Below are 17,826 nucleotides of genomic sequence, written 5' to 3' on the forward strand. Positions count from 1 at the left end.
GTCGTTGATTAAAGTATAGGTCTCCATGGCCTATTTGTTTACTTTACTTGGTGTTGCACTTCAATTTTAAATCCGGGGACAAATAATCTTCTCCTTTTTTGAAACATAAATGCTAAACATGGTAATTAAATTGCTATGATAGACGCGGAAATCATCATAGATCAGTCTATGATTAAATCGGACGATGTATCCGTGATGATTGGCAGTTCCAGGTCCTTTTTGAAAACGTAATTCTTCAGTCCACCAAATTAAACCACAGGATTTAATTATATCAATGATTGGCATATTATGGTGGCTTAAATATAATTAATTAAATACTTTAGCGCTGAGCGATTCAATTAATTAGCAATAGCTGCACGTTCATCCAATTCTAAGTATGAATTTCACTCACTTCACGTTACAATAAGAGCAGCAATCAGCGAAAATCTAACTAAAAAATAAAAGGGTGTTAACGACATGAACGACGATGGTATCACAGTTTTTCCGGCAGATTATAATTCTTCGTACCATCTGATTCTGAAGCGTGGGACTGAACATTACGCTTATTACTACTTTAAAGTGGATAAACTTGACCAACGCATGATTTTTTATGATGAAGTGGATCGAAGTGGCATTTCAATCAAAACACAAATTACGCAGTTGTTTATGCGTGAGCTCATCAAAGCGATTGATTGGCATCCGGTCGGTAACAGTATTATTGTTGAAATCTATAACGTTGAGCGGCAGACGTCCAAGGCGACCCGCTTAGCTTGTGATATTTAAGTGAGGTTGTGAGCATGGAAGCAGCACAGATGCGACGAGTGATCATGGCGGGAATCGTTGGCGATGCCTTTGGTGTGCCAGTTGAATTCAAAACGCGTGATAGCTATCATGTGTCCAGCATGCTGGCAGATGGCACTTGGGAGCAACCAAGCGGCAGTTGGTCCGATGATACCGCGATGACATTGGCGTTGATGGAAAATCTGACAAGTGACGGCAATTATAATGACCTGTTTGAAAAATTTCAGGACTTTATGATGACTGGCGCCTACATGGCACAGCATGAGACTTTTGATATTGGTCAAACTTGTGTCCATGCGATCCGCAACTGGGCCATTAATCATGTCACACCCACTGAATGCGGTGACGCCTCAGAGTTTGCTAATGGCAATGGGGCATTAATGCGGCTCGCCCCGTTAGCCTTAGTATTAGCAGACGAAACGAATCAGGCACGACGGCTGCAGTTAACCCGTGATTACACGACGCTGACTCATCGGCATCCGCGAGCAATTCTGGGAAGTGTTCTTTACTTAGAAATAATGCATGCGATGTTGAATGGTCAAGCGATCTCGGCAGCTGTTGCCAATTTAACTACTAATCTGAAACCAGCTTTAACACCAGATGTTCTGGCAGAATGGCCATATTACGCAGCTTGCCTGACACCAACTTTTGGTCAGACTAGCAGAGATGACATTAAAGCAAGCGGCTATGTTGTTGACACTTTTGAAGCCGCGCTCTGGTCTGTCACACAGGCACGGTCGCTGAAAGCAGCCATTGTCCTCGCTGCTAATTTAGGTGGTGATACGGATACGGTTGCCACGATCACGGCTTCCTTAGCGGCGGTCCGTTTTCCAAATGACCCGGTTCCGTGGGAAGATGAGTTGATGCAGCCGACTTACTTGGCTAGTATCATTGACCCATTTGTGACCAAATTTAGTAGGACTAAATAGTAATTAAGCTTCCAAACAAGGATCTGTTTCTTTCCGTAAACACAGATCCTTTTTTGTCGCCCTGAAGTCAAAAACTGGGTGAAAAACGTCAACTTAAAGTTTCAAGACCGCGAGTTGTAACATTGAGATAGCCATGATTTTGCTGAAAAAAGTGAGTGAAAACACCGAATTTAATATTGAATCTGACCCAACGCATCGTTATACTTTATTAGTATGTTAATACCCTTAACTTTTTCTTAATAAGTTGGGCTGAGGGGCTGTTAACAATTGCTGGTCAGAGAAATTGGTTATGCCTTCTTAAGCGGTTAAATGTAAATTTAGTTGTGCAATTATTTAAACTTAAAGCCGTTGACAAATGGCTGACGTTTTTTAGATCAGTAAAAAATTAAATTAGGGGAGCACGGGGAATGTTTAAGCAACAGAAGTTCTATGAACCTGCAGATGATCAGGCGGGGGGCACATTTTGTCCAAATTGTGGGCAGCGTGTTAAAGCAACGGATGCGTTTTGTGAGAATTGTGGTTTTGATTTAACCGCATTTCGGAATCAGAGCAGCCAGACCAATGCGGACCACCCATCAGCGGCATCACGTCAGGCAACACCAGCGCAACCAACTCAATCAGCGACGCCAACAGTGCCAACGCGGCAGTCACAAGCGAAGCGGTCAATGCCAAAATGGGCTTGGCTCACGATTGGTGTTGTCCTAGTGTTGGCAATTGGTGGCTACGCATACGGCCAACATTATTATCAACCAGCGGCTCAGCTCAACCGGGCCATCACCGCATTGAAGACCGGTAAGGGATTGGCCAAGCAGGTGACGAGTACAGATCCTTCACTGAAGATTACGCCGGAGACGGTGAAACCAATGTCAGCTTACTTTAAGGCTAACCGGAAAAGCTTGGCAAGTTTAGCCAGTGATTTGAAGGCATCTAATACGGCTAATCAATATGGTGTGCAATTTGTGCGGACGGGTAAGGCTTGGCTGTTCTTTGATAAATATCAACTCCAAGTCGCATCAGTCTATGCCGATTTATCGACGAACCACAAGAACGTGACGTTAGCGGTCAATGGCCAAAAGGTTGCCAAGACGACCGCGACCAGTCTGACGCACAAAGTTGGACCGTATGTGCCAGGAACGTATACATTGACTGCCAAAGGAACCGTTGGTCAACACCAAATCACGAATAAAGGCACTTACTATTTGCGGTCAACGGGTGAAAGCTACGAACTAGATTTACGAACGATTTCGTTAACGGTTGTTGGGACGCCCAAGACGGTTATTTACGTGAATGGTGAAAAGCAGGGCACAATTCACAGTGACGGGACGTTGGCACTCAATAATTTGCCTTGGTCTAATAAAATGATGATGACCGGTAAATACGAAGTAGGCAACCAGCTGGTCACTTCTAAACAGACTAATCTTTCGAACGATGAGGGAGAAGATGTGGCGGTTAATTTCGCGGGAGTGATGAGTAAGGATAGTGCTACTGACTATATTACGGCGATTTTTGATGCGCTTGGGCGTTATACCAACACAGGTGATTTGAGTGATGCGAGTGATTACAACGATCGCACGCTTGATGATTACTTTATCAACGGGACGGATAATGCCGATTACCAAGAGTTGGTGAAGATGGCGAAGGGGTACTATGACAATGACGACATTATGAGTGTCAATTATGAGCCGACCGTTATCTCAACCATCCCAGCTGCGAATGACAAGAGCGAGATTACCTATGATGTGAAGTATGATTTTACGAATACTGAGGAAGAACGGATTCAAGTCTTCCGGTACACGGCAACCGTTGAAAAGAGCGGTGGTCACTATAAGATTAGTAAAATCAGTGCCGCGCAGAAGATTCGCGATTTCACCAGCAGTGACGATTCAGACGAAGGGGAAAATGACTAATGAAAAAATGTCCAAATTGCGGTGCTGAATTAGCGGCGACCGCTAAGTTTTGTACGCATTGTGGGGCCGATTTAACCAAGCCGGTTTCTGCAACGACGACCAATGCTGCCATGGCTAATGCCAAGTCGGTGACCAGTTCAGCTGACAGTACGACTGCCAAAAGCGCAACGGTTGAGTCACAAGCGACGTCAGCCCAAGATAGCACCACGAGCACTGCCAGCTCACAAGCAGCGTCACAGGTGACTAACGGAGATCAGGTGCAACAACTACAGTCATCTGCTAAAAACTACTTTAGCTGGTTACTGAATTCTTGGAAAAATCCGATGGCGACCGAACCGGAAGAAAGTTACTTCAGCTACATCTCATTTGTCATCGAAGCGCTTTTGATTACTGCGACTGGCATCACGATTGCGAATCGCATCTTAGCGGTATTCAATAATTCACAATCAGTATTTAATGCGAACAAATTATCGTTTTTAACCGATTTGAAATTACTTCTCGTGGTCTTATTAGGAATGGTCTTTTATATTGGCATCGGATTTGCCGTGAGTGCGCTCGGTAATCGGGGCACTAAGATTGTTTTTTCAGCCTACGTAAGCAGATTTGCACGGTTGACTAACTATGCGATGATCATCAATTTACTATTGTTCTTTTCAGCATTCATGGTGAATGCCGCTGGTAATATTTTAGTGGTCTTGAGCACATTTTCACCAGTCATCGCCATCTTTAGTTTGGGTTGCTTGGTTTGGCAATTGGGTCTGATTTTATCCGTGACCATGTCAGTCGACCAACCAGTTATTAGCAAAGCTTACTTGGTCTTGATTGCTGTCGTCATTGTTTCAATCTTGTTCTATATTGCCATTCGCATCATTGGGCAAGATGTTGGCGCCGGCATGCTTAGTCATGCCATGACCCAACTTTCAGGTCTAATTGATTCACTTGGACAACAATATTAATTAAAAAAACTGCCCCGCAATCACATCCAGTCAAGGATGACGATTGCGGGGCAGTTGTAACAGCAGGGTCAGCTAACTAAGCTTTTGGTGCGTCAATGATTGGTGTTTCAACGGTTTCGACGTACTTGGCTGCCACTGGTTCGGCCACCAAGTTGACACCCGCTTTGGTGAATAGTTGCGTCGCCGCTAAATCGGCCATTGCTTTGGCAACGACTTCCTTGGTTAGACCGTCACTCGCGTAGTGTAATTTCAAGTGATGGATCTTTTGCGTACTAGTTTTGAAGCTCATGTCTAAAGTTTTCATCGATTATTCCTCCTATTGGTTAAGCAACGGGTGCGTCGTATTGACAAAAGCTAGTAATTTTGCCAACTTGAAACGTTTGACCGGTTAAGGTTTCGAGCGTTTTGCCAAAGGCGGTGAGTTGTTCGTTGGTCACGGCTGGCGCGATGGCAGTGAAGGCTTGCTTGCGCACAACATTTTCTGCATCGACCATTTCCACGGCTAGCGTTGATTTCAACCAAGTTTTGTTCATCAGTGAGACCTCCTAAAGTTTTGGTAGGCTGGCCAGCTTACATTAATACAGACGGCTAGGGGGTCGAAAAAGTGCAACGGTCAAAAAAAGTTCCGCTGAATCACGGCTTGATAACAGCTGTGATTCAGCGGAACTTTTAGCATCTAGAGGGTAAAGTGGTCAGTGGTTTTCAAAATTGCGGCTGTGAATGGTGCGTCGGCAATTTGGGCGACGAAACCGCCGAGTGCCGTGATTTGCGCTTCGGTGACAGTTTCAGCGACGTTATTGAATGTCCGTTTGGCCGCATGTCGATCTTCGGTTGCGACAACGATGGAAAGGGTACTAGCTCGCCAATTTTGCATAGTTGAACCTCCTTGAGTATTTTTTGTAAGCTTACACAATACCAACGGCTATAGGGTGGAAATAGTGCAATTATTGTTCAGCTTCATAGAGCGCCTGCGCTTTTTTTAGCAAACTGGCTCGCCAGTTATAGACGGTTCGCCGACTGACGCCATGCGTGCGCATAATTTCTGCGACCGTCTGCTCGGCTAAAAAGAACTCTGTCAAATAGATTCGTTCACCCGGGCGGCATTGAGCTAATAAGCTGGTGAGTAAGTCGGTCAGTTGCCATTGGCGTTCTCGTTTTGCCATGGGGGTGATGCTGAGTCGTGCGGCGTTTTCCATCGCAACTTGCGATTGTTGGCGTAAGGTCTGTTTGCGCAAATAGTCAAGGGTACGCCATTTGATGCGGCGGAAGGCAAATTTGCGAAAGTCAGCTAAGTTTTCCGGTAAGTCCGGGTCAAAATTTTGATAGGCTGCCAGCCAAGTTAGGTGCGCGGTCGTGACGCAATCTTCAAATTGTGGATGGCCCTTCGTCACGTTGGCGGCTTTGAGCGCGCCATATAAAAGCCGTTGGTGGGCCGGTTCTGCAAGTAAGTCAAAAGCTGCTTGATTTTCAAGTCGGTCAGTTCGCATCAGGTTGTCTCGTCTCATTAGTTTTCCTTGGCCAAGGTTGACCTTAGCATAACGAGGCTGGAAGAAATTGACGAGTCCTCGCAAAATGACGAAATCTGTATAAGATGATACTAATTATGGCATTCTGTTAACAATTGACGGAATAGGCGAGAAATAACTAGCATTCCACGTATATTGCTGGTAAGCTTTGGTTAACTTGATTGGTTATTCCGTTGCCTAACCATTAACTGAGTACACAAACTTGTGTAAATGCCGCAATGTCGGCACTCTGGAGGAACTGTACGATGTCTAATCGTGACAAGCGCCACATCAGTTTTAATGATGCCATCTGGTCGAAATATCCAAATTCGTTAGATTTAACTAAGCCATTGTCAATTTTAGCGGTAGCACAAGCACGTCACTTTATTAAACTTAGTATGCATCACACTTTTTATCTACTTGACGTGAGTCAATTAAACTGCGTTGAAAATGCCATTATTTTTGATGGGCAACAAGGAATTTTAAAGACGACTCAGACGACGCGTGAATTGATTCGTGAATACTGGGTTCAAGCAGATCTTTGGCACCGACCATCACTCAAATATTGGGCCCAAAAATTAGGCATTACCCAGCATAAAATTCCGTTTATCAAGGGGGATGTCTGTTTGATTCCACTTGGCGCTAACACTCAAAAGTCAACGAGCTGGTTTAGCACTGCGTCACTGACGGACCATATCAAGCGAACCGGCAAGCAGACCGAGTTAGTTTATGACCAACGGCTTCGGCTGATCATTCCAGTAAGTACCAAAGTAATCAAACGTCAACTTACGGACAATCAACAGATGCAAGTGGTATTGAACCAAACGATGGCCAGGCAACTTCAATTCATTACTGGCGAGTTACCACCCAGTGAGAGCAGTCCAAGCTTGTGGCAATGTGATCGAACATTAGCTTACAATTTGATTCATTTTGCCTTCCAGTCCAGAGATTTAGTTTTTACGTCTCAAGATGTTCAACAAACCTTAAACACTTACCTTGGTAAATTTTAGCGATATTTGTTAAATTAGACTTACTAGCTTGTTGATGAGGAGTCTGATTGAATGACAAAAAAGATTACTAAAATTATGGCGCAGAAACGGTCTGGTCGGTATAACGTCTATTTAGATGATAAATACGCGTTCCCAATCAGTGAGTCCGTCATGATTAAATTCAGCGTGTTCAAGGGGATGGAAGTCGATGATGCCCTGGCAGCCGAAATGATTGCGGCGGATGATATTTCGAAGGCTTATACGCGCGCATTAGATTATTTATCACACCAATTGCGGACGGAAAAAGAAGTTCATGATAAGTTACGTGATGAAGAAATTAGTGAAGACGTGATTACGGCCACCATGGCCCACTTGCGTGAGTTACGGTTGTTGAGTGATGAACAGTACGCAGCCGCGTATGTTCGCACGGCCAAGCGTACCTCCGACAAAGGGCCCCGTGTGATTCGACAAAAGTTACGTCAAAAAGGTGTCGGTGAACAGTTGATTGATGATGCTTTAGCTGGACAGTTTAGCACTGACGATCGCTTAGAAAATGCCACTGAGTTAGCCCAAAAATTAGCCAAACGCTATCATAATCAAGCGTTTAAAACGATGCAACAAAAAGTACGCCAAGGGCTGATGACCAAAGGCTTTGATAATGAAATTGTGACCGCCGCGATTGACGCAATCGACTTAGAACCCGATGCGGATGAACAATGGGACGCTTTGGTGACACAAGGCGAACGGTTATGGCGGCGGAATCGCAACTACGCCTTCTCGGAACGATGCTTACGCACGAAGCGCAATCTTTACCAAAAGGGCTTTCTAATGGAAGATATTAATCGTTTTATTGACGAACAGGTTGCAGATGAGTGAAAGACGGTAAATAGATACGCGCGTCACACTAAAATCTGTTATAATGTTTAATGAAATTCGATGAAATTTTCACCCTATGTTTTGGAAAGTTGGGCTAAACATGACGCGCGAAGCTAAAGGACCTAAGGAAGGCGACTTCATTACGATCAAAAGCTATAAGCACGACGGGAGTTTACATCGAACTTGGCGCGATACAATGGTACTCAAAACAAGCGAAAATGTCCTAATTGGTTGCAACGATCACACGCTCGTCACCGAAGATGATGGCCGGCGCTGGGTGACTCGCGAACCGGCAATCGTTTATTTTCATAAGCATTATTGGTTTAATATCGTGGCGATGATTCGCGATAACGGGGTTTCATATTATTGTAACTTAGCGTCACCAGCCGTTTTAGATAAAGAGGCTTTGAAGTACATTGATTACGATTTGGACGTCAAAGTCTTCCCCGATGGTGAACGTCGGTTATTGGATGTCGATGAGTATGAAGAACATGGCGCCAAATGGCATTATCCTACCGAGACCGATCGCATTTTAAAAGCAAATGTGAAAGTCCTGGTTGATTGGATTAAGCATAAGAAAGGCCCATTTTCACAAGAATACATTGATATCTGGTATAGCCGTTATCAAGAATTATCACGTCGGCAATAGCTCTGCTGGCGGCGAGCCAGTAGCGTAATTAGTAAAAAGACATCTGTTGATGTCTTTTTTTTACGAGTCTGGGACAAAACCCCAGACTCTTTTGTAGCTCCAAATATTTATAGTCGAAACGTGGAACAAGAGGCACAGATGCAACAGAGCTACGGAAACCGAACGATTGAAAGCCCCAATCATCCGGTTACCTAGGCTATGCTCGGTAGCAACCCGCCTCTTGTCCCACTCTTGCTAGTTTACGAAAGGCGTTGGCGTATGTTACGCTTGAGGCCAATAATTTTAACGAGGTGAAGTTAATGAGTGCGCTAGATTGTCTAACAATGTCCGGCACAAAAATGTGCCAGTTTTAGGTCAGTATGGATAGACAATTCAAATCAATGACTGTTTTTCCATCACTGTCCATCGCAAGGAGAGACCATGGAAACTAATTTAAAACAGTTAACACAATTAGATCAAATTTTAACAACTGCTGCGACGTATACGCATAGCGAAGTCGCGGCCAAACAACTGATTGCCAGTCCGTTAGTGAATGAGTTAGCGGCGGTTCAAACCCAGCTACAATTAACGCAGGAGGCGCATCAGTTACTATTGAATTCAGTGACGCTGACGTTTTTCAATCTGGATCAACTAACGGCGATTCAAACGAAGCTCGATCAGGGGCTGTTATTGAATGCAACGCAACTAGGACTTCTCGGTGACTTTTTGACCAGTGGCCAACGGCTGATGACGACCTTGCGCCAACACGCAACGATTGCGCCACGACTAGTCGAATTAATGGGGCCGGTGACCGGGTTACGGGGATTACAACAGCGATTAACGACTGAAATTAACCACGATCAGGTCGCTGACCAGGCCACGCCAGAATTGGCTCGTTTACGACAAAAAATTAGTCAGCAACGCCAGCAGGTTCAAGCAGCGTTAACTCAATTTGCCCAGAAACACGCGCAGGCGGTGCAGAGTCGGCGGCTAATCACTCGTAACGATCATGTTTGCATCCAATTAAAAGCGAGTTACAAATCGCGTTTTGCTGGCAATATTATTGATCAATCTGGGACAGGGTCGACGGTCTTTTTTGAACCAAAAATGGCAGTTCAACGCGGCCAAGTGCTTGCGCAACTGGTCGCTGAAGAGAGTGCAGAAGTTTATCAGATTTTAGCGACCTTGACCGGTGATGTGCAGCAGCAATGGGCCCAACTGGTGAAAAATCAACAACTTATTAGTCAACTAGACCAAATTATGGCTCGTGGGCAATATGCGCTACAGACGCAGAGTTGTTTGCCGAAGCTAACTGACGATCAGCATTTGAAGATTATCAATGGTCGTCATCCCTTGTTGGGGCAACGGGCAGTACCATTGAATATCGAACTGGCGTCACATCAAGGGCTGATGATCACTGGGGCCAACTCTGGTGGGAAAACGGTCGTGCTCAAGACGATCGCGTTATTTGCCTTGATGGTGCAAGTGGGACTGGAAATTCCAGCCGATGCCGGCACCGAAATTCCTGTCTTTACGCAAGTCTGGCTGGATATTGGGGACAATCAAAGTTTAGCTGCCCAACTCAGCACGTTTGCGGCAGAAATGACGACCTTGGTGACCATGACTGATGCGATTCAACCCAATGCCTTAGTGTTACTTGATGAAATCGGCAGTGGGACTGATCCAGAAGAAGGTTCAGCGTTGAGTATCGCCATTATTGATTACTTACGCGCACAACAGGCAACTATCGTGGCAACGACGCATTTCAGCGCGATTAAAAGTTATGCGGTTGCTTGTCCCACGTTCATGACCGCCACGATGGCCTTTGACCGAAAAACCTTGGAACCAACTTATCAAATCTTACTCAATCAAGTCGGGGCCAGTGAGGCAATTTGGTTAGCGGAGCGCTTAGGCCTCTCGCAAACGATTTTGGCTGGGGCACGGGAACGATTAGGAAAATAAACGCCGTCAATTTGAGGTGATTAAGAGGGACTGTGACGGCTGTCATGGTCCTTTTTGACAGCCTTGCACGCCAGTTAATTAGGCGTCTGCACCGAGCTGGTGAGTGAGTTGGGCTTGCATTTTACCCCAAAGCTGCGTATATTTCATAGTATAATGAAAAAGGTTGGGAGGCCGCGAGCATGGCGTTTATGAAGCTGGATAATGGTGAATTATTAAAGAATATCCGTAAATTTGCCAAGAAGAATGGCCTGACACTTGCAGAAGTTGCCACCTTGGCCGGATTGAGTGCGAGTGCTATTTATAGTTGGAAGAAGCATACGCCGTCTAAAGGGACGTTGAATGAAGTGGCACAAGTTTTGGGAACCAGTTATGCCAAGCTCGTTGGTAAAGAAAATCATGGGAACGCTGCGACGGCGGTGGATTTAAAAAAGGTCATTGAAAATCGCAAGAATCGTTTCGAATATCACGGTCAACCGGTGAGTGACGAGCAACTGAAAATCATCCGCAACGTGTTAAAGACCATGTTTGAACGGCGTCAAAGTTAATTTTAAGTTAATTGCGGGCGGAATCAGTGCAACGCTGGAACGGTTAGTGTAAACTGTTCATCAAGGTTCAAGTTATTTTCGAGTCGTCAAAAAACTTGCGAAAAGGCTTGACGTGTCTGCGACATTGGGGCACAATATCCTCAATCATTTAACAAGTTGGGAGATGGCGAATATGAAGAAAGTCACCACGACGCTGGCGAAGAAAAATATTAACCAGCTATTAACGATCGTTAACCAGGGCCACGAATCAATTGAGGTTGAAAATCCCAATACACAAGATTCGGCGGTCATGGTCAGCATGAAAGACTGGCTACAGATTGTTGCGACTTTAGCCAAACAGAACAATCATGATATGGAATTTAGTTAATTAAAAAGTGTGAACGAAGGGACCTCATGGCGACGCGGTAATTGCGTTGTTGTGGGGTCTCTTTTGACGAATCTGAATTAAAAAACGCGCCACCATCGCTGCGAGCGCGTTTTCCGGTTAGTCTGCCTGACTTTCAGCAAACTTAGTTTTAATGTAATCGGCAGAAATTTGTAATTTTTTGAGTTCTTCGTCGGTCAAGTCGAGTTGGACTTGTTCGACGATCCCGTTGCGACCGACCACGGCTGGATAAGATAAGTAAACGCCGTATTCTTCACGGTAGTTGGAAACGGGGAGCTCAGTTAAGGCATCGTTTAAGATGATGTTAGCCAAACGCACCGCAGCAGTAGCCACGCCGTAGCTAGTATATTTCTTGCCATGGAAAATGGCGAAACCACCTTGACGGGCAGCTTTGTCAAGGGCAACTAAGTCTAAGCCACGATCAGCAGCGATTTTGGTAATCGGTTGACCCAAGACGCGGACAGTTGACCAGGCCGTGAATTGGGAATTCCCGTGTTCACCCAAATTATAACCAGTGACTGAACGTGAATCGAGGTTTAACTTTTTAGCGACGGCCCGTTTCATCCGGGCAGAATCAAGTAACGTCCCCGTCCCAATCACATGAGCCTTTGGTAAGCCCGTGACTGCTTGGTAAATTGACGTGATGACGTCGACTGGATTAGTGATAGCAACGATAATACCATTGAACCCACTAGCTTTAATTTTTTCAGCAACGACTTTCACTTGGGCACTCGTGAAGGGGAGTTCGGCAAAGCGGTCGTTATTCGGATTATCTTGTAACTTGATGTTACCTAAAGCGGAAATGATGACGTCGGTATCTTTCAACGCGGCATAATCATTAACGATGATGTTGGTATGGGTGGGTAAGTTAGGCATCGCGTCTTCAAAGTCGATGGCGTCGGCGTTAACCTTATCCGTGTTCGGGTCGATTAAGACCAAGTCGTCAGCAAAACCGCCGGCAACGATATAGTGAGCGGCAGTGGAACCAACGTGGCCCATGCCAATAACTGCAATTTTTCGTGACATAGATTAAGACACTCCTTTAAAATTTAGTTGCTTACTAACTAAATTACCATTATTCTCATCAAATTTAAATAGTATTTAGCACAAATTTCAGGATAGTATCGGTAGAATTGGAAATAGGTTATAATTAAGGCATTCTGTATTTGAAGTTGTGCCACATAACTAAAAATATCAGTGCCAGAGAGTCATACCGCAAAAAGGGAGGGGCGACTGTGCTTAAACGCCTAAAAGAGTCATCATTAATGTTCTGGTCGCTCGAGATTTTGATTGTCGCAGCGTTAATCTGGGTTTGCACAAAACTTGGATTCTTATTCCAACCCATTGGGACTTTTCTCAATGTGGTTTTCATGCCAATTTTAATTTCGGGTTTCTTATTTTATATGCTCAATCCGCTCGTAAAAATGCTCATGAAAGTGCATTATAAAAAATTTCGAATTTCGCGAACGTGGGCAGTAACCATTGTTTTTCTATTATTAATCGGTGTTTTAGCTTATGGAGCAGTGTCATTGATTCCGCGCCTAGTTTCACAGGTTACGCAATTAATTTATAATTTACCCGGCTTAGCTTCTCAAATGCAAAAAGCCGCCACTAAGATGATCAACAATAGCACAATGTTGCAAAAAGTTGACGTGAGCTCGTACATGAAGCAACTCAATGGTCAGGTCAGCAAATATGCGCAAACGTTCTTAGCGTCCTTATCAACGAGTATCGTGACGGTGATTTCGACGGTGACGAGTGTGACCATCATGGCGATTACGATTCCAGTGGTCTTGTTCTACATGTTGAAGGATAGTGAAAAATTCATTCCGGCGATCAGCCGCTTCTTGCCACGGAAACAACGGCCCGAAATTGTTGGGCTGATCCAAAAAATGGGCGACACGATTTCCAGTTATATTAGTGGTCAAGTGATTGAATGTTTGTTCGTTGGGACCTTCACGGCGATTGGCTACATGTTGATTTCACAACCTTATGGCTTATTACTAGGGGTCGTGGCCGGGATGGCGAACATCATTCCTTACCTCGGACCTTACATTGGGATTGCGCCCTCGCTGATTGTGGCGTTCACGGTGTCACCAATGCAAGTCGTTTATGTGGTCATCATTGTGGTGATCGTACAACAAGTGGATGGGAACCTCATTTATCCAAATATCATTGGACGAACGTTAAAAATTCATCCATTGACGATTATCATTTTATTATTAGCGGCGGGCAATATCGCTGGAATTTTAGGCATGATTTTAGCTATTCCATTTTATGCCGTTGTCCGGACGGTTGTTGTTTACTTGTTCAATATTGTGGAGCTGCGTAACGAACAAGCCTTACGCAAGCAAACGACGGTGTATCAACCACAGCCACCCAAAGCAACTAAGGCGGATATTAAGCCGGTGAAAAAGTAACTGTGACGGTTTGAGGCGCAAGTTAAGACGATTTAACGAGATCCAGTGTGGGCAACACTGGATTTTTTGTGCAAAAATCAGTAGAATATGTAAGGTTAAGGTTACTCTGCGCTCAAACGAGAATTATTAGATAATGAAACTGTTTTTCAACGAAAGGAATTTTTATGAATAAATCAGAACTACAGGCAGCCGTCGATACGCGGCGGACCTTCGCGATTATTTCTCACCCGGATGCCGGGAAAACCACGATTACGGAACAAATGTTACTCTTTGGGGGCGTTGTTCGCCAAGCAGGGACGGTTAAGGCTCGTAAAAGTGGCAACTTTGCCAAGTCCGACTGGATGGAAATTGAAAAGAAGCGTGGGATTTCGGTAACGAGTTCCGTTATGCAATTTGACTATGACGGCAAACGGATCAACATTTTGGATACCCCTGGGCATGAGGATTTCTCCGAAGATACGTATCGGACCCTGATGGCGGTCGATTCGGCAATTATGGTGATTGACTCTGCCAAAGGGATCGAACCACAAACGAAGAAATTATTCCAAATTTGTAAAATGCGTGGGATTCCCATTTTCACGTTCATGAATAAGTTGGATCGTGATGGTCGCGAACCATTAGATTTACTGAATGAAGTTGAAGAAGTACTGGGGATTGAAACGTATCCAATGAACTGGCCAATTGGGATGGGTAAGGGCTTGAAAGGGCTCTATGACCGTTACAACCATCGTATTGAACTTTATCATAATGAGGCGCACGGCGAGACCTTTTTGCCGTTAGACGCTGACGGCAAGCTTGATCCAAGCAATGAATTAACCAAGGATAGCATCTACCGCGATGTGTTGGATGAAATGGAACTCATCGAAGAAGCCGGCAATGATTTTGACGAAGCCAAGGTCGCTGCTGGGGATATGACGCCAGTATTCTTCGGCTCGGCGTTGACCAACTTTGGGGTCGAGACATTCTTGAAGACTTATTTGAATTACGCGCCTAAGCCAAATGCCCATAAGACGCGTGATGATGAGATTATCCAACCAACGGATGATGAATTTGCTGGCTTCGTCTTCAAGATTCAAGCGAACATGAACCCTAATCATCGTGACCGAATTGCGTTTGTCCGCATTTGTTCGGGCGAATTTGATCGTGGTATGGATGTCTTCCTCCAACGGACCGGCAAAAAAATGCGCTTGAACAATTCAACGCAATTTATGGCCGATACGCGAGAAACGGTGGAAACTGCCGTCGCTGGCGATATCGTCGGGCTTTATGATACGGGAAACTTCCAAATCGGTGATACGATTTATGCCGGGAAGAAAGCCATTCAGTTTGAAAAGCTACCACAATTTACGCCTGAATTATTCATGCGCGTTACTGCCAAGAACGTCATGAAGCAAAAGTCGTTCCATAAAGGGATTGATCAGCTGGTTCAAGAAGGGGCCGTACAATTGTATACCTCATATTCGACCGGTGATTACATTTTAGGCGCGGTTGGTCAATTGCAGTTCGAAGTTTTCAAATTCCGGATGCAAAATGAATACAATTCTGAAGTCGTGATGGAACCGCTTGGTAGCAAAACGGCTCGCTGGATTGACCCTGAACAATTAGATGAAAAGATGTCTAGTTCACGGAATTTATTAGTGAAGGATCGCAGCGGTGCGCCACTTTTCTTATTTGAAAATGCGTTTGCGGAACGCTGGTTTGCCGACAAGTATCCAGATGTCAAATTAACTGCTAAATTATAAGCACTTCAAAAGACTACTTACGGGTAGTCTTTTTTAGTTGGTCGGGCACGCGTTAAATCGCGCGGATGCTTTCAACCACCTGTCGAAAATGTTAAACTGTGACTATCGCTTTTTTTTAGCAAATTAAATTGGATGCATCATTTAGGAGGGCTAGTTCGTGAATATCATAATTGCGTTGATTCCCGCATTGGGCTGGGGTTTAAACCCACTATTAATTTCAAAATTAGGTGGCAAACCAGTTAATCAAACGTTAGGAACCGGGATTGGTGCCTTGATTGTTGGCTTGATCGTTCAGTTGGCAGTCCGGCCAACTGTCGATGCGCAGACGTTTTGGCTAAGTGCGCTCTCAGGGGCTTTCTGGGTGCTTGGTCAAATTGGACAGTACACGTCTTATTCGCGGATGGGTGTGAGCACCACAATGCCGATCTCAACGGGCCTACAGTTAGTCGGAACGTCGGTCATTGGCGTCTTGATGTTTGGCGAGTGGGCCGGCGACGGTGCTAAAATCGTCGGGTTTGCCGCAATTGTTTTGATGATTATTGGCGTCGCCTTAACCGCAGTGACGGACAGTCCCGATGGTCGCAACGGGTTGATGAGTGGCCTGATCATCTTAGTCCCAACGACGATTGGTTACTGGGTTTATAGTGCGCTACCAAAAGCCGTTTCGGCTTCTGGGACGGCCATTTTCTTCCCACAGATGTTCGGGATGTTTTTAGCCGCGGTGATCTATGCGCTCGTCAGTGGTCGCGGTCAAGCGTTTAAGGAACGGACGAGTTGGCTAAATGCCTTTGCTGGCCTAATCTTTGGCGTTTCGGCTTTAGCCTATATCTTTTCTGCCAAAGCCAACGGGGTCGCAACGGCCTACGTAATCACTCAGGTCAGCGTCGTAATTTCGACGTTAGGCGGTTTGTTAGTTTTACATGAAACCAAATCGTCGCGTGAATTGCGGTTAACGATCATTGGTTTAGTGTTAATCGTGGCCGGGAGTGTCATGACAGCCTTCTTGGGCTAATTAGTCACGATCTGGAAATAACTTAAAACAGCAGTCGAGCCTTACTTGAAGTTGCTTTCAAGTAAAGTTCGACTGCTGTTTTTTTGTTAACTATTCCGATTGAAATGTTTAAAACATGATCTCATTAGGGTTGAGTCCAGTTAAATAACGTCCCGGCAAATAGCCGAGATTTTGTAGCCGATACCAGACCACTCGATTGTCGTCAACGAGTCGTTCAGTTAGGGTGACTTTTTCACCATCGGCAACGGTTGTCAAGTAACGCCCATATGGTTCGATATAAGTGTGGACGGCCTTACCGGGAACGAAACTGACGATGCCGGTTTGTTGCACCTGCCGCTGGTCACGTGTGCGGTAACTGAGCGGTAGGCGTGGCAAGAGTTGATCGCCGTTGGTCAGTTGGACTTGTGTTTCAGGAATCCACTGATTGTCGCCAATATTGTACCAAGTATCGCCGGCGTTCAACTGTACCCGCAGATAGGTTTTGTAGACGCTGCCGACTTGCAAGGCGGTCAAGTAGTTGGTCATGGTCGCACCCGGATAGGGGAAAACGCGGGTCTGTTGTCGAATTTGGACGAAACCGGTACTGAGGTCGGTTTGACGCCAGTTTTGATTGCGATAGAAGAACAGCACGGTTTTGGAGCTGGTCGTGTATTCGCCGGTCAAATCACCGACTGAGCGTAACAGTTTGAAACCTGCCACAGTTGGTGCTGTAACCTGATAAGGCGTCCCCAGTGGTCCACGCGTCATCGCGGGTAGCCCGATGAGTTGACGTTGGTCAATATCGTAGGCGTAGGCCCAAACTGGTTGGCCCGCTTGACGTTCATAGGTTAAGACTAGCCGCGCTTGTGGTGCCGTGAACCAACGCGTTAAGCCGTCGATGTGCACTAAGTGATAGCCACTGATATCGACATTTGGAAGATGAATCTCGTCGCCAATATAGCCGGCAATCATGTCAGGCGCCTGTAGCTCGTGGCCGTCCACATCGAGATGATGGACGAGAATCAGGGCATCCGTTTGATTGACTGACGGCGTTTGGTCGGTAGTGGTTGCGGTGATGCTTGGCGTATCGGCGGGGTCAGCCGTGGTGGTTGCTTCTGGCCGATTTAAGCCTTGCAACATACTTTTTAAACGGTCAAAAATGTGCACGTGACCACTCCTTTCATAATTTTTATAATTATTTCTAGTATAAC

19 protein-coding genes are annotated in these 17,826 nt (G+C 45.3%); 13 read left to right on the forward strand and 6 right to left on the reverse strand.

Features of this window, described 5'->3' with window-relative positions:
* Positions 1 to 456: 456 nt before the first annotated feature.
* The 4 genes from FFM74_RS09305 to FFM74_RS09320 all read left to right on the forward strand — a co-directional run bounded on the left by FFM74_RS09305 (position 457) and on the right by FFM74_RS09320 (position 4,572).
* Positions 457 to 762, forward strand: a complete 306-nt coding sequence (locus FFM74_RS09305; protein ID WP_137626360.1) for a hypothetical protein — start codon at positions 457 to 459, stop codon at positions 760 to 762.
* Positions 763 to 776: 14 nt separating this feature from the next.
* Entirely contained in the window at positions 777 to 1,709 is a 933-nt protein-coding gene (locus FFM74_RS09310) for an ADP-ribosylglycohydrolase family protein (protein WP_137626361.1), read from the forward strand.
* Between the two features lie 407 nt (positions 1,710 to 2,116).
* Positions 2,117 to 3,616 (forward strand): zinc ribbon domain-containing protein, encoded by a 1,500-nt coding sequence (locus tag FFM74_RS09315; protein ID WP_137626362.1) that lies wholly within the window; start codon positions 2,117 to 2,119, stop codon positions 3,614 to 3,616.
* On the forward strand, positions 3,616 to 4,572 hold the full coding sequence (locus tag FFM74_RS09320) for a zinc ribbon domain-containing protein (protein WP_137626363.1): 957 nt from the start codon (positions 3,616 to 3,618) through the stop codon (positions 4,570 to 4,572). Before FFM74_RS09315 ends, FFM74_RS09320 begins: the two co-directional genes overlap by 1 nt.
* 76 nt (positions 4,573 to 4,648) lie before the next feature.
* Here the strand turns inward: FFM74_RS09320 and FFM74_RS09325 are convergent, their stop codons facing one another.
* The 4 genes from FFM74_RS09325 to FFM74_RS09340 form a co-directional block, all read right to left on the reverse strand.
* Positions 4,649 to 4,876 carry a DUF2922 domain-containing protein gene (locus FFM74_RS09325; protein ID WP_137626364.1) on the reverse strand — a complete coding sequence of 76 codons (228 nt, stop codon included), beginning with the start codon at positions 4,874 to 4,876 and terminating at the stop codon, positions 4,649 to 4,651.
* Between the two features lie 19 nt (positions 4,877 to 4,895).
* Positions 4,896 to 5,105, reverse strand: a complete 210-nt coding sequence (locus FFM74_RS09330; RefSeq protein WP_137626365.1) for a DUF1659 domain-containing protein — start codon at positions 5,103 to 5,105, stop codon at positions 4,896 to 4,898.
* A 143-nt stretch (positions 5,106 to 5,248) separates the two neighbouring features.
* Positions 5,249 to 5,446, reverse strand: a complete 198-nt coding sequence (locus FFM74_RS09335; RefSeq protein WP_137626366.1) for a hypothetical protein — start codon at positions 5,444 to 5,446, stop codon at positions 5,249 to 5,251.
* 70 nt (positions 5,447 to 5,516) lie between these two features.
* A complete protein-coding gene (locus FFM74_RS09340) occupies positions 5,517 to 6,059 on the reverse strand; it encodes a sigma-70 family RNA polymerase sigma factor (RefSeq protein WP_137626367.1) in 543 nt (180 codons plus the stop codon).
* 284 nt (positions 6,060 to 6,343) lie between these two features.
* Between FFM74_RS09340 and FFM74_RS09345 the strand changes: the two genes are divergently transcribed.
* The 6 genes from FFM74_RS09345 to FFM74_RS09370 all read left to right on the forward strand — a co-directional run bounded on the left by FFM74_RS09345 (position 6,344) and on the right by FFM74_RS09370 (position 11,444).
* Positions 6,344 to 7,087, forward strand: coding sequence for a competence protein ComK (locus FFM74_RS09345; RefSeq protein ID WP_171000702.1), 744 nt, complete (start codon positions 6,344 to 6,346; stop codon positions 7,085 to 7,087).
* Between the two features lie 51 nt (positions 7,088 to 7,138).
* A complete protein-coding gene (gene recX / locus FFM74_RS09350) occupies positions 7,139 to 7,942 on the forward strand; it encodes a recombination regulator RecX (RefSeq protein ID WP_137626369.1) in 804 nt (267 codons plus the stop codon).
* Between the two features lie 100 nt (positions 7,943 to 8,042).
* Complete coding sequence (gene ntdP / locus FFM74_RS09355) at positions 8,043 to 8,591, forward strand: nucleoside tri-diphosphate phosphatase (RefSeq protein WP_137626370.1); 549 nt, start codon at positions 8,043 to 8,045, stop codon at positions 8,589 to 8,591.
* 420 nt (positions 8,592 to 9,011) lie between these two features.
* A complete protein-coding gene (locus tag FFM74_RS09360) occupies positions 9,012 to 10,532 on the forward strand; it encodes an endonuclease MutS2 (protein ID WP_137626371.1) in 1,521 nt (506 codons plus the stop codon).
* Positions 10,533 to 10,711: 179 nt separating this feature from the next.
* A complete protein-coding gene (locus tag FFM74_RS09365) occupies positions 10,712 to 11,077 on the forward strand; it encodes a helix-turn-helix domain-containing protein (protein WP_137626372.1) in 366 nt (121 codons plus the stop codon).
* A 172-nt stretch (positions 11,078 to 11,249) separates the two neighbouring features.
* Positions 11,250 to 11,444 (forward strand): type II toxin-antitoxin system Phd/YefM family antitoxin, encoded by a 195-nt coding sequence (locus FFM74_RS09370; protein WP_137626373.1) that lies wholly within the window; start codon positions 11,250 to 11,252, stop codon positions 11,442 to 11,444.
* Positions 11,445 to 11,561: 117 nt separating this feature from the next.
* Here FFM74_RS09370 and FFM74_RS09375 read toward each other — a convergent pair whose 3' ends face one another.
* Positions 11,562 to 12,488, reverse strand: coding sequence for an L-lactate dehydrogenase (locus tag FFM74_RS09375; protein WP_137626374.1), 927 nt, complete (start codon positions 12,486 to 12,488; stop codon positions 11,562 to 11,564).
* Positions 12,489 to 12,697: 209 nt separating this feature from the next.
* On the opposite strand from FFM74_RS09375, the gene FFM74_RS09380 reads away from it, so the two are divergent.
* The 3 genes from FFM74_RS09380 to FFM74_RS09390 all read left to right on the forward strand — a co-directional run bounded on the left by FFM74_RS09380 (position 12,698) and on the right by FFM74_RS09390 (position 16,636).
* Positions 12,698 to 13,882 (forward strand): AI-2E family transporter, encoded by a 1,185-nt coding sequence (locus FFM74_RS09380; protein ID WP_137626375.1) that lies wholly within the window; start codon positions 12,698 to 12,700, stop codon positions 13,880 to 13,882.
* Positions 13,883 to 14,046: 164 nt separating this feature from the next.
* The gene (locus tag FFM74_RS09385; protein WP_137626376.1) at positions 14,047 to 15,624 is read left to right on the forward strand and encodes a peptide chain release factor 3; all 1,578 of its coding nucleotides are present in this window, start codon (positions 14,047 to 14,049) and stop codon (positions 15,622 to 15,624) included.
* Positions 15,625 to 15,781: 157 nt separating this feature from the next.
* Complete coding sequence (locus FFM74_RS09390; protein WP_137626377.1) at positions 15,782 to 16,636, forward strand: GRP family sugar transporter; 855 nt, start codon at positions 15,782 to 15,784, stop codon at positions 16,634 to 16,636.
* A 108-nt stretch (positions 16,637 to 16,744) separates the two neighbouring features.
* Here FFM74_RS09390 and FFM74_RS09395 read toward each other — a convergent pair whose 3' ends face one another.
* Complete coding sequence (locus FFM74_RS09395) at positions 16,745 to 17,782, reverse strand: MucBP domain-containing protein (protein ID WP_137626378.1); 1,038 nt, start codon at positions 17,780 to 17,782, stop codon at positions 16,745 to 16,747.
* Positions 17,783 to 17,826: the final 44 nt, after the last annotated feature.

The sequence above is a fragment of the Lactiplantibacillus pingfangensis genome, from assembly GCF_005404945.1.
GTDB classification, from domain to species: domain Bacteria; phylum Bacillota; class Bacilli; order Lactobacillales; family Lactobacillaceae; genus Lactiplantibacillus; species Lactiplantibacillus pingfangensis.